This is a genomic window from Flavobacterium sp. LM4, from assembly GCF_002017935.1.
GTDB classification, from domain to species: Bacteria; Bacteroidota; Bacteroidia; order Flavobacteriales; family Flavobacteriaceae; genus Flavobacterium; species Flavobacterium chungangense.
This window is the reverse complement of the sequence record NZ_MUFW01000001.1, coordinates 2,074,331-2,086,299: the sequence shown is the minus strand read 5'-3', so window position 1 is coordinate 2,086,299 and position 11,969 is coordinate 2,074,331. Positions and strand designations below refer to the sequence as shown.

General features: G+C 31.6%; 12 protein-coding genes. 5 read left to right on the top strand and 7 right to left on the bottom strand.

Annotated features, from left to right (window positions below; all coding sequences use genetic code 11):
- The first annotated feature begins 53 nt into the window (after positions 1-53).
- The 5 genes from BXU10_RS09360 to rodA all read left to right on the top strand — a co-directional run bounded on the left by BXU10_RS09360 (position 54) and on the right by rodA (position 5,746).
- Positions 54-1,082 (top strand): rod shape-determining protein, encoded by a 1,029-nt coding sequence (locus BXU10_RS09360; protein ID WP_078227101.1) that lies wholly within the window; start codon positions 54-56, stop codon positions 1,080-1,082.
- A gap of 107 nt (positions 1,083-1,189) precedes the next feature.
- Complete coding sequence (gene mreC / locus BXU10_RS09355; protein ID WP_078227100.1) at positions 1,190-2,020, top strand: rod shape-determining protein MreC; 831 nt, start codon at positions 1,190-1,192, stop codon at positions 2,018-2,020.
- The gene (locus tag BXU10_RS25230; RefSeq protein ID WP_078227099.1) at positions 2,013-2,519 is read left to right on the top strand and encodes a rod shape-determining protein MreD; all 507 of its coding nucleotides are present in this window, start codon (positions 2,013-2,015) and stop codon (positions 2,517-2,519) included. The genes mreC and BXU10_RS25230 overlap by 8 nt, the downstream gene beginning before the upstream one ends.
- Complete coding sequence (gene mrdA / locus BXU10_RS09345; protein WP_078227098.1) at positions 2,516-4,492, top strand: penicillin-binding protein 2; 1,977 nt, start codon at positions 2,516-2,518, stop codon at positions 4,490-4,492. Before BXU10_RS25230 ends, mrdA begins: the two co-directional genes overlap by 4 nt.
- An 18-nt stretch (positions 4,493-4,510) precedes the next feature.
- The gene (gene rodA / locus BXU10_RS09340; RefSeq protein ID WP_031454263.1) at positions 4,511-5,746 is read left to right on the top strand and encodes a rod shape-determining protein RodA; all 1,236 of its coding nucleotides are present in this window, start codon (positions 4,511-4,513) and stop codon (positions 5,744-5,746) included.
- A gap of 46 nt (positions 5,747-5,792) precedes the next feature.
- On the opposite strand, the gene BXU10_RS09335 is transcribed toward rodA, so the two are convergent.
- The 7 genes from BXU10_RS09335 to BXU10_RS09305 form a co-directional block, all read right to left on the bottom strand.
- Complete coding sequence (locus BXU10_RS09335) at positions 5,793-6,506, bottom strand: PH domain-containing protein (RefSeq protein WP_031454262.1); 714 nt, start codon at positions 6,504-6,506, stop codon at positions 5,793-5,795.
- 105 nt (positions 6,507-6,611) lie between these two features.
- Entirely contained in the window at positions 6,612-6,980 is a 369-nt protein-coding gene (locus BXU10_RS09330; RefSeq protein WP_078227097.1) for an MmcQ/YjbR family DNA-binding protein, read from the bottom strand.
- 6 nt (positions 6,981-6,986) lie between these two features.
- Complete coding sequence (locus BXU10_RS09325) at positions 6,987-7,337, bottom strand: DUF4260 domain-containing protein (RefSeq protein WP_078227096.1); 351 nt, start codon at positions 7,335-7,337, stop codon at positions 6,987-6,989.
- The gene (locus BXU10_RS09320; RefSeq protein WP_078227095.1) at positions 7,337-7,741 is read right to left on the bottom strand and encodes a GNAT family N-acetyltransferase; all 405 of its coding nucleotides are present in this window, start codon (positions 7,739-7,741) and stop codon (positions 7,337-7,339) included. The genes BXU10_RS09325 and BXU10_RS09320 overlap by 1 nt, the downstream gene beginning before the upstream one ends.
- A gap of 116 nt (positions 7,742-7,857) precedes the next feature.
- Positions 7,858-8,634, bottom strand: a complete 777-nt coding sequence (locus tag BXU10_RS09315; protein ID WP_078227094.1) for a cyclase family protein — start codon at positions 8,632-8,634, stop codon at positions 7,858-7,860.
- 21 nt (positions 8,635-8,655) lie between these two features.
- The gene (hemW, locus tag BXU10_RS09310; protein ID WP_078227093.1) at positions 8,656-9,792 is read right to left on the bottom strand and encodes a radical SAM family heme chaperone HemW; all 1,137 of its coding nucleotides are present in this window, start codon (positions 9,790-9,792) and stop codon (positions 8,656-8,658) included.
- Positions 9,793-11,949: a P-loop NTPase fold protein gene (locus BXU10_RS09305; RefSeq protein ID WP_078227092.1), complete on the bottom strand. Its 2,157-nt coding sequence runs from the start codon at positions 11,947-11,949 to the stop codon at positions 9,793-9,795. It abuts the gene before it with no gap.
- Positions 11,950-11,969 lie beyond the last annotated feature (20 nt).

Here is an 11,969-nt window from a genome sequence, read left to right as displayed (position 1 = left end):
GTTTAACTTTGTTCGATAAATTAATTATAACATTTTAAACCCCTAACAAACTTATGGGATTTTTTGATTTCATGACCGAGGATATTGCGATAGACCTTGGTACCGCAAACACTTTAATCATACATAATGATAAAGTTGTTATTGATAGCCCATCTATCGTTGCACGCGATAGAGTTTCTGGCAAAATCATTGCTGTTGGAAAAGAAGCCAACATGATGCAAGGTAAAACGCATGAAAACATCAAGACCATAAGGCCTTTGAAGGATGGTGTAATTGCCGATTTTGATGCTTCAGAAAAAATGATCAATATGTTCATTAAAAGCATACCTGCATTAAAGAAAAGAATGTTTACTCCAGCTTTACGAATGGTAGTATGTATTCCTTCTGGTATTACTGAAGTTGAGATGCGTGCTGTAAAAGAATCTTGTGAAAGAGTAAACGGAAAAGAAGTTTATTTGATTCACGAGCCAATGGCAGCAGCAATTGGTATTGGTATCGATATCATGCAACCAAAAGGAAATATGATTGTAGATATAGGTGGCGGTACAACTGAAATTGCCGTTATCGCTTTAGGTGGAATTGTATGTGACAAATCTGTGAAAATTGCGGGTGACGTTTTCACAAATGATATTGTTTATTATATGCGTACACAACACAACCTTTTTGTTGGAGAAAGTACCGCAGAGAAAATAAAAATTCAAATTGGAGCCGCTATCGAAGATTTAGAAAGTCCTCCAGAAGACATGTCAGTTCAGGGTAGAGATTTACTTACCGGTAAACCAAAACAAGTTGATGTTTCTTACCGCGAAATTGCCAAAGCATTAGATAAATCCATTCAGCGTATTGAAGATGCTGTAATGGAAACTCTGTCTCAAACTCCTCCTGAATTAGCTGCTGATATTTACAATACAGGTATTTATTTAGCTGGTGGAGGATCGATGTTAAGAGGTCTTGACAAACGTATTTCACAAAAAACAGATTTACCTGTTTACATTGCCGAAGATCCATTAAGAGCAGTTGTTCGTGGAACAGGAATGGCACTTAAAAACATTGCAAAATTTAAAAGTATCTTAATCAAGTAAGATAAAAATAACAATCAATATATTTTTATTAGAGTCAAATTGAATCATTTGACTCTAATAAAATTTGAACCCAAAGCATATCCTGAAACAAAATAACCGAACAAGAAATGCAGCAAATTTTTAATTTCATTATAAGAAACAGTAATCGATTGCTGTTTTTGCTGCTTTTAGGTATTTCGTTGGCACTCACAATCCAATCTCACTCTTTTCACAGAAGCAGAATGATCAGTTCTGCTAACTTTATTAGCGGCGGCGTTTATGAAAAAATAAACAATGTAAATGAGTATTTGAATTTGAGAACTGAAAATGACGAACTGGTACTTGAAAACGCAAGATTAAAAAGTCTTTTATTTAATAAAGAAGACACCACCAAAGCGCCAATGATTGATAGCATTAAAGGTGTCAAACCAGCTGATATCATTGTTTCGAAAGTAATTCATAATTCATATAGTACACATGAAAACTATATTACTTTGAATTCCGGATCAAACGAAGGAGTCAAACAAGATATGGGGGTAATAAATAGTTTAGGCATTATTGGTATTGTAGACAATACTTCACCAAATTACTCAACCGTGATTAGCATTCTGAATATGAAATCGCAGATTAATGCAAAACTAAAAAAATCAAATCATTTTGGTTCTCTAACCTGGGATGGAAAAAGCACAGGTACTGTACAATTAACCGATGTTCCCAGACTGGCTTCTGTTAGAAAGGGAGATACTATTGTTACAGGTGGACAATCTGTAATTTTCCCTGAAAACATTAATATTGGTGTAGTTGATAAATATTATACCAACACAAAAACGACATTCTACACCATTGATGTCAAATTATTTAACGACATGACTAATTTAGGACATGTTTATATCATTAAAAGTAAGGGAAGGGAAGAACTAATTAATTTAGAAAACAAAAACAAGGAAAAAGATGAATAGCACATTGTTAGTCAATATTTTTCGATTTATTATGTTACTGGCAATTCAGATTGTTATTTTTAATAATATGAATTTCCTAGGATACATAAGTCCTTTTCCGTATATTCTATATATCATTTTATATCCAGTAAACAGTAATAGAACCGGTTTAATAATTTCCAGTTTTTTATTAGGCCTTACTATGGACATGTTCTGTAATTCAGGTGGAATTCACGCTGCTTCATGCGTAATTTTATCGTATTACAGACCTTATATTTTTAAGTTTTCCTTCGGATTAAGTTATGAATATCAAACTATAAAACTAAATGAGTCATTAACACCTGAACGATTTTCATTCATTTTGGTTTCTGTTTTACTACACCATATAGTATTATTTATTCTTCTGGCCTTTGAATTTAAATTCATCTTGGATATTTTACTCAGGACCCTATTCAGTTCTGTTTTCACGATACTCATTTCTATCATAATTATATATCTTATTAAGCCAAATAAACGATGAGAAAAGTCCTGCTGCCCACTTTAATTATTATTGCAGCATCTTTGCTAGTGATCAGGATATTTTATTTGCAGGTTATTGATGATTCTTTCAAATTGAAATCAGAAAATAATGCTATTAAAATAAAATATGATTACCCTGAACGTGGCTATATTTACGACAGATACGGAAAACTGCTTGTTGCAAATCAATCTTCTTATGATATCATGGTAATTCCGAGGGATATTAAAGACGATCTTAATATTGCTGAATTCTGTGAGTTATTACACATTACAAAAGAAGACTACGAAAAAAGAGTAGCAAAAGCAAAGGTTTATAGTCCCAGATTACCTTCTGTATTTTTACCCCAATTAAACAAAACAGAATTTGCCGCTTTTCAGGAGAAAATAAGAAAATATGAAGGTTTCTATTTTCAAAAACGATCCCTACGTGATTACGAAGTAGATTATGGCGCTAATGTTTTTGGAGGTGTCACTCAGGTAAACGAAAGCCAGATTGCAAAAAACCCTTATTATAACAGTGGTGATTTAATTGGTAAACAAGGCGTTGAAGAAAGCTACGAAGAAGTACTGAGAGGGATAAAAGGCGTAAAATATATCCAAAAAGACAAGTATAATCGAGAAATTGGTTCCTATAAGGATGGGAAGTACGATACTATTGCGGTGCAAGGAGAAGATATTAATTTAACTATTGATGCTGAACTTCAAAAATACGGCGAAGAATTAATGATCAATAAACGAGGTGGTATTGTTGCTCTTGAACCTAAAACAGGTGAAATTCTAGCACTTGTTACCGCTCCTTCATATGATCCAGGTATTTTAGTTGGAAGGCAGCGTTCTAAAAACTATACGCTGTTATATCATGACTCTATAGCAAAACCTTTATATGACAGAGGACTGTTAGCAGAGTATCCGCCAGGCTCACCTTTTAAAATCTTAACCGGTTTAGTTGCATTACAAGAAGGCGTAATCAATGAGCAGACTACTTTTATGTGTCATCACGGTTTTAGCTACGGAAGAGGACGTTTTATGAAATGCCATGGTTTTGGACCGCATCAATTACATAATGGTATCTATAATTCATGTAATACCTATTTTGCCCAATCTTACATGCTTACCATCAACAAATACAATAATCCGGCAAAGGCAGTGGATGTTTGGAGCGATCACGTTAAAAGTTTTGGACTTGGTCAGTTTATGGGCTATGATTTGCCAACCGGTAAAAGAGGGAATATTCCTACTTCAAAAACGTATAAAAAAATATATCCTAATGGAGGCTGGCGAAGCACTACGATTGTATCAAATGCAATTGGTCAGGGGGAAGTTTTGATGACTCCAATTCAATTAGCAAATATGATGGCAACCGTTGCCAATCAGGGATATTATTATACGCCTCATATTATCAAAAAAATAGAAGGCAAAAAGATTGATGCAAAGTTTACTACTAAACACGTAACAACCATCGATAAAAAATATTTTCCCCCTGTTATTAGTGGGCTATTCGATGTTTATAATCTAGGTACTGCACATGGTTTAAATGTGCCCGGAATTGATATTTGTGGAAAAACGGGAACAGCTGAAAATTATGCCAAAATAAACGGTAAAAGAGAAAAACTTAAAGATCACTCTATTTTTGTGGCTTTTGCACCTAAAGATAACCCGAAAATCGCCATTGCCATTATGATTGAAAATGGAGGATTTGGAGCAACAGTAGCAGGTCCAATTGCGAGTTTAATGATTGAAAAATATTTAAAAAGAAAAATTTCAAGAACCGATTTAGAAGTTAGGGTTTTAAACAAAAGTTTACAAAGTGAATATGCAAAATTAGGCGGACTTTCAGAAGTTATTAAGAAAGATCTAAGAACAAAGGACTCTATTGCAAATGCCATTAAGCTAAATATACAAAGAAAAGATTCTATCGCAAAAAGCAAAAAAATAATTTCAAAAACTAAAGTAGATTCTATCAAACGAAATTAATAAGGACTTCCATTTCAAATGAAAAATCAAAGCGTAAAAAATAATATTGATTGGATAAGTGTTATTATCTACAGTGTTCTGGTTATTCTGGGTTGGCTAAATATATATTCATCTTCCCTTTCTTCTACAGAAGGAACTTATGAAAAGCAGTTAATATTTATCGCCTGTACGATACCATTAATTTTCATTGTTTTGTTTGTTGATGGAAAATTCTATGAAAAATATGCCAGTATTATTTTTGGGGTTTCACTACTATCATTGGCCGGATTATTTCTCTTTGGAAAAACAATTGCCGGACAAAGATGCTGGTATGCCATAGGAAGTTTTACACTTCAGCCTTCAGAATTTGCAAAAGCAGCTACATCATTGGCATTGGCTAAATATCTAAGCGACACACAGATTAATTTAAAAGAAACTAATCGCCAAATTCAGGCACTTGCCATAATATTTCTGCCTGTAATTTTGATTTTACCACAACCAGATCCCGGGAGCGCTTTAATTTATAGTATTTTTATTATTGTTTTATATCGGGAAGGTCTTCCATCCTGGTATGTCTGGACAGGTTTTATCACTATCCTTTTATTTGTATTAACACTCATTTTAGAACCTTACGTTGTTATTTTACTCGCATTGGCGGTACTTATTATTATATATTTTAAAGGACGGACAGTTGATCGAAACATTATATTAAGCAGCATACTTCTGGCTATTATTTCGGCTTTTGTTTTTTCTGTAAATTATGTTTTTGAACATGTGTTTAAACAACATCACAGAGACCGTTTCAACATATTATTAGGAAAAACGGTTGATATGAAAGGTATTGGATACAATACTAATCAATCTGAAATTGCTATTGGATCTGGTGGGTGGCTTGGAAAAGGGTTTTTAGAAGGAACCCAAACAAAAGGTGGTTTTGTCCCTGAACAGCACACAGATTATATATTTACAACTGTGGGTGAAGAATGGGGTTTTGCCGGCTCCTTTATTGTTATTGCCTTATTTGCCGGATTACTTTTAAGAATTATTTATTTAGCCGAAAGGCAAAAAACAAAATTTAGCCGGGTATACGGATATTGTGTTGCAGGAATTTTATTCATTCACTTTTTTGTAAACATTGCCATGGTAGTCGGTATTTTTCCAACAATTGGAGTTCCTTTGCCTTTCTTTTCTTATGGTGGCTCCGGACTATGGGGATTTACGATTTTGCTTTTTATATTCTTAAAAATGGATGCCAATAAAGTCAATGAATGGTAACCAAAAAAATAAAAAAATCCGAAGTATAAAGCTTCGGATTTTTTTATTACATATAACTTAAAATTTCTTTTTTATAAGCATCATACTCTCCCTGCAGAATCAAGCCATTATCCAATAACTTTTTATAATTCTGTAATTTATCAAAAAGTTCTTCTTTTGACAAATCACTTAGTTTGCGTTCCCCAGTTGAAGCAGGAATTGGCTGGATTGTCTCAAAAGTTTCATACGGAGTTGTTGCCGGAATAATTTCTGCAAAATTTGACACTTCTTCCGTTTCAACCTCTTCAATATCATCTTCAACAATGCTTTCGCTTTCTACTTCTGGCTTTGCATTTTCAAAAACCGGCGCTTCAATAGTTACCGGATTTTTTAGCAAATCTAATTGTTCTTTTGCGTAAGTATATATTTTTCTAGCCTGAATTTTTGGGATATAATCTATCGAAATCGAGAAATCAGTATTTGTGTTAAATGAGAATTCTGAGCCCAGAATATTTTCTTTTACAAAAGCACCCGCTATATTGTCCCAGGTATAATCTGTAAAATCCATCGAAAGCCCTAAATTTTTAGGCTCACAAATAATAATTCTTTTATTCGTTAATACAATACTGTCAGGAAAAACAGTAATTGCTGGTTTTTTTTGAACCGCGATATACCCTACTTCTTCTCCCTTCATTAATAAATCACTGAGTTTTGAAGTAATTTTTTCAATTGCTTTCGGATCTTGTTCTTCGTTCAGAAATTTTTTAAATTGTTCTTTCATATTCTATAAACTACTAAGTTGCAAATTAATTGAGTGTTATGTTTTTGACATTCCTTACAAATGTAATGCCTAATTTTCTAATTGCTCCGCCCGTTCGGTAAAATTTTACCCCGGGTCGATAATTTCATTCTGAATTTTCTTTGTCAAACTTTTGAAAACCAATTCGTACGAATGATCAATAAGTTCTTTAACAAAAGATGTCGGTAAATTTCCGTTTAATGCAATCGTATTCCAATGCACTTTGCTCATGTGAAATCCCGGTTTAATTTCGTCATATTCTGCTCTGAGTTCCTGCGCACGTTCCGGATCGCATTTCAAATTAGCTGAAGCTTCATTCTTTTCCCATTGGGATAAAGAAGATAAGGCAAACATTTTTCCGCCAACCTTAAACACCAGAGTATCTTCATCAAAAGGAAAATGTTCTGTTACGCCTTTTTTAGAAAGGCAATATTCGTAATATGTTTCTAAATTCATGATTGCTTATTTACCAATTTCACCTAAATGAGTGTATTTAAAACCTTTTTCATATTTGAGACCATAACCAAAAATCCGATCCATTGCAGAATGTGAAAGTAAAATAATTCCGGCTAATTGCAAGTCTTCAATTTTAAAATACGACCCTAAAATATAAAATAAAACTGCAATTCCTTTATGATGAAATACATTATAAAAAAATGCTCCGCTTTTGTCTCCCAATATATAACCCAGCATCGATACATCAGGACCTAAAATTAAAACTAAAAACCACCACCATTCAAAACTTAAAAGACTGAACAAATAGATTCCGAGAATAAATAAAGCAGTTTCCTCTAACTTGATAATTATATTCATCATAATATTTTTTCCATCATTTTTTCAGGATGGTTGAGTTTTGTAAATCCGAATTTTTCATATAAAAAGTGTGCATCTGTTGTTGCGAGACGCCAGATTTTGATATCTTTCAGTAACGGTTCCTTCATCATATTTTCAATTAAAATTGACGAATATCCTTTTCCACGATGCTCTTCTGTAATAAAAACATCCATTACATATCCAAAAACAACATAATCTGTAATTACTCTTGCAAAACCAATTTGTTTGTCATCCAAATAAATTCCAAAACAAACCGAAGCATCAATCGTAGTTTGTACTTCATCTATTGTTCTTCCGGCAGCCCAGTAAATATCTTTTAGAAAATTTTGAATGAATAAAATATCAAGTTTGCTTTTGTCTATAGAAACGGTAATCTGATTCATAATTTTGGAACATTCTATTCTTTTAAACAATTTTTTTAAGCTGTTTCGTATTCATTACATTTTCATTTCTTTATCGTTTTTAATTGGCTGAAAAAAAACGAAGAGCACTACTAAAGTTACAGTTGAAAGTTTGAAATAGCATACAAAACAGGCTTGCTGGGACTTGCATCATTTTCAAAAGAAGCAATTTGCAGATTGAGCAAATAATCCCCATCCTGAATTTCGTTTGGTACAAAAATCATTTCTGTAATTGTCGCATCTAAAAGCGCATCGCTGTTTAAATTATGTGTATTCTTAACATTCCAAAAAGCTTTGTGTGCCAATAATTTCCCTTCATCATGCTCACGATCAACACTTGGCAAGTCAATTAACAAATGCTGAATTTCGCTTTCGCGGATAAAAATCGCGGCTTCTTCAGACAAATAGGGAGGATTTGTATTTGAATACTTTCTTGATTTTTTATCTTTTAGATTGGGAAGCGTTCTGATGATAATCGCTTCTGTTTTTGAAAAACCCGAAACATTCATAACTTTTGAAATCTGCTCTTTCGTAATCACAAAATCTTCTCCCATTTTTTCAGGCTCAACAGTAATTAATCTCGCAAAAAAGAAAAACTTTTTTAAAGACTGATTTATACTGTAAAAATCTTTGGTAATATGTCCCAGACATTCTGTATGTGTACCGTGCCCATGCGGATTAAAAAAGATATTATTGAAGTTGGTAGATGATTTCCCTTCAGAAACTTTCCCAATCCAGTCACCAAAAACTACTGGTTCAATAGCTGGTTTTTCGATGTACCACGCAATTGGATTTTCCTCAGTATTTGTTAACGGAATAGAAATATCAATAGGCTTTGATAAGTCGATTTCAAAATTGCTGATTTTTGCTATCATATTGTTTAACCGCAAGGTTTATTATTCTTCCAAATTTAAGTAAAAGAGATCACTTGCTATTCCATCGGTTAAGAATTTTCCTTTAGCTGTAGGTTTCAAAATATTATTTTCAATCGAAACCAAGTCATCATTTAAAAATTTCTTGCTTTGTTTTTGCAAATAATTCAAATAATCCAAGCCAAATTCATTCTCTATTCGATCTAATGAAACACCCCAAATAGTTCGTAAACCTGTCATAATATATTCATTATAACGATCTGAAACGGTTAGAATTTCAGTTTCTATAGGCAAAACATTTTCCTGAATAGATTTTAAGTACAATGAATTATTGGCGACATTCCAGCCTCTTTTTTCTCCATCATAGCTATGCGCCGAAGGGCCTATTCCTATGTATTTTTTTCCTAACCAGTAAGCCGAATTGTTTTTGGAGAAATAATTTTCTTTTCCAAAATTCGATAATTCGTAATGGATGAAACCGTTTTTCTGAAGCATTTCAACCAAAATCATAAAATGATTTGAAGCTGCTTCATCTTGCGGTTCGGCAATTTTTCCGGTTTGAATTAATTTCCTCAAGGCAGTTTTCGGTTCAACTGTCAGCGCGTAACTCGAAATATGCGAAATGCCAAAATCCAAAGCAGTCTGAATATTCTGTTTCCACATTTCGTCGCTCATTCCAGGGATTCCGTAAATCAAATCGAGCGAAATGTTCTCGAAGTATTTTGTTGCTTCTTCCAGACATTTTTTGGCTTCCGCCGAATTATGAGCACGATTCATCATCTTCAAATCGTCTTCATAGAAAGACTGAATTCCAATACTGAGACGATTTACAGGACTTTTAGACAATTCTAAAATTCGTTCTGAAGACAAATCATCAGGATTTGCCTCAAGTGTAATTTCAGGTTTTTTGGTGACTTTGTAATTCCTGTAAACTTCTGAAATCAAAAAGTTGATTTCTTCATTACTTAAAACAGATGGTGTTCCTCCTCCAAAATATATCGTTTCTACAATCTCATTTTCAAACTCATTTTTACGCATGGCAATTTCTTTAGCTAATGCTAAAACCATATCGTCCTTCTTTTTCATTGAAGTTGAAAAATGAAAATCACAATAGTGGCAAGCTTGTTTACAAAATGGTATATGAATGTAGATTCCTGACATTTAAATCTGAACTTCTTTAACAGTTTCTATTTTTATTCCAGAATCGTTCTCTTTTTTATACCAATAAATGAATTGATCAAGATTTTGTTCTTCTGTATTAGCATCCATCTCTGAAAATTTATAATTGTTAGGATTAATTTTATCGACCAATGTAGGGTTAAATTCAGCTATCTTTCTAAAGATAAATTCAACATTTACTAGTGTTTTTAGATAGTCGTAATTATCTTTTTCTAGAGGTCCAAAATAAGAGTTGTTCCAAAAAGTAGAAAAATTTCTAATTAGAAGTTTTATATTTACTTCATTTACAATTGTAGACTTTATATAGGCTTCATATGCATTTTCATCTGCTAATTTCCAATAATGCATAATCATTCTATTAGGGGCGTTTGTTGGATTTTTGTAAATAAGATTTTCAAGATTAAAACTTGTTTGGGCTTTTTCTGCAATGAGTTTTTCTAGCTCTTTTTTAAATGCTTTAGTGTTATCAAATTTTCTCGTAAAATGACATAATTGATTTACATCAAGTTTATTTGCTAATTCAAAAGAAATTAAATCGTTATCATTCTCATTATCTTTATCTAAAACATTTGCAATTGATTCAATTAAACGAATAGTATTTTCATTTTTAAAAAAACTTGAGTTAATATATTTATCAAATAAAAAAAGATAAAATGTATTTCTTCCATCTTTATGTTTTACAGAAGTAATTAAAGATTCCATTTTATAAATTATTTTGTATTCTTCAATTCCATGGTTTATAAAATCTGAGATTATATCGATAATGCCTTCTGTAGTATTCTCTTTTAATAAATCTTTAATTTGCTCTATTTTAAAATTTGACATTTTTCTAATAGTATGATATGAAAAATATTTTTCAAAATGATCTTGAAGGTTTATATGAGGAATTAAATTGTCATTTGGTACAGTCGCAATATTTGATGGAAATAGTCTATCTAAAAACCACTGATAATCTTTAAACTCTTCAATTAATTTTTTTCTTGTACCATTCGGATAATTCTTTTCATAAATATCATCATTAAAATTAATTGTAGGGTACTGATTAGAAAAAATAGGCATAAAACCATTATCGAATTGATAATTTTTTATACAGTTATATAATTTAATATTTTTAATTTTTAGCCATTCTATCCAATAAATATCTATTGTATTTGCCTCTCTTTCAAGTGTAAAAGCGCTTATAAAAAAGCTATTCAAAATTTTAATTATTTCTCTGGGAGAATCATATTTTGCTTCTGAAAAAGCAAGACTAATATCATTAAATGTTTCTTCTTTTTTGTCTTGTAGAAAAGGTAGTTTGTCGATGACCAATTTTAATTTAACATCAAAAAAGTATTGTAAATCTTCTTTTTCAATTCTTGGTAAATGAATAGGGATATTAATGATTTTATCTAAGAATTGATAGCCATCTTCAATATCATTTCCATAGCGATCTTTAATGGCTTTAGCAACATGATCACTATCAATATTTACTATAAAAATGAAGTTTTTAAAATTGGCATTTAGTTTAATTAATTTTAAAATCGTATAGATTTCTTCTTTATCTAATCGATCTAAATCATCAATAAATACAACAACTTTAAAATTTACTTTTTCTAAATCTTCATTAACCTTATCTTTTAAAATTTCAAGTGTAATTTCTTCGCCCTTTAAATCTTCACCTAACGTTTCAAGAATCACACTTGGATCAAAAGTTATTTTTGTACCAAGTTTAGTTGGAATACCGAAAGAAGATGATATTTTAATTGATTTAAGATATCTGCTGTATTTAATAAGTTGCTTGCCAATTTTTTGGCTGTTAGTTTCTTTTTTTACATAAAATCTTTTTGCTAAGCCATCAAAAAAATCAAACATCATTTCATCTTCATTTGAATACCTCCAAGGATTAAAATGGAATTTCAAATATTCTTTGTCTCCATCTTTTTTTTCAAAATGATCAATTTTATTTTCGATAAGATTTAAGAATGAAGTTTTTCCCTCGCCCCATTTTCCATAAATTCCAATAGTAATTGGATCAGGATTGCTAGAATTTAATTGTATCAGTTTTTGAACTTTTTCTGCATAAAATTTAAAATTAAATAAATCTTGTTCAGGTTTATTTATTGCATTGTCATCTAAAAAATGAATATTGTTTGACATATTTTTTTAAAACTGATTAT

Coding starts and splice junctions, on each gene's coding strand:
- BXU10_RS09315 (WP_078227094.1), bottom strand. CDS start 8,634: ATGATAGCAAAAATCAGCAATTTTGAAATCGACTTATCAAAGCCTATT.
- BXU10_RS09320 (WP_078227095.1), bottom strand. CDS start 7,741: ATGAATCAGATTACCGTTTCTATAGACAAAAGCAAACTTGATATTTTA.
- BXU10_RS09335 (WP_031454262.1), bottom strand. CDS start 6,506: ATGAAAGAACAATTTAAAAAATTTCTGAACGAAGAACAAGATCCGAAA.
- BXU10_RS09360 (WP_078227101.1), top strand. CDS start 54: ATGGGATTTTTTGATTTCATGACCGAGGATATTGCGATAGACCTTGGT.
- BXU10_RS25230 (WP_078227099.1), top strand. CDS start 2,013: ATGAATAGCACATTGTTAGTCAATATTTTTCGATTTATTATGTTACTG.
- BXU10_RS09305 (WP_078227092.1), bottom strand. CDS start 11,949: ATGTCAAACAATATTCATTTTTTAGATGACAATGCAATAAATAAACCT.
- hemW (WP_078227093.1), bottom strand. CDS start 9,792: ATGTCAGGAATCTACATTCATATACCATTTTGTAAACAAGCTTGCCAC.
- BXU10_RS09325 (WP_078227096.1), bottom strand. CDS start 7,337: ATGAATATAATTATCAAGTTAGAGGAAACTGCTTTATTTATTCTCGGA.
- mrdA (WP_078227098.1), top strand. CDS start 2,516: ATGAGAAAAGTCCTGCTGCCCACTTTAATTATTATTGCAGCATCTTTG.
- mreC (WP_078227100.1), top strand. CDS start 1,190: ATGCAGCAAATTTTTAATTTCATTATAAGAAACAGTAATCGATTGCTG.
- BXU10_RS09330 (WP_078227097.1), bottom strand. CDS start 6,980: ATGAATTTAGAAACATATTACGAATATTGCCTTTCTAAAAAAGGCGTA.
- rodA (WP_031454263.1), top strand. CDS start 4,511: ATGAAAAATCAAAGCGTAAAAAATAATATTGATTGGATAAGTGTTATT.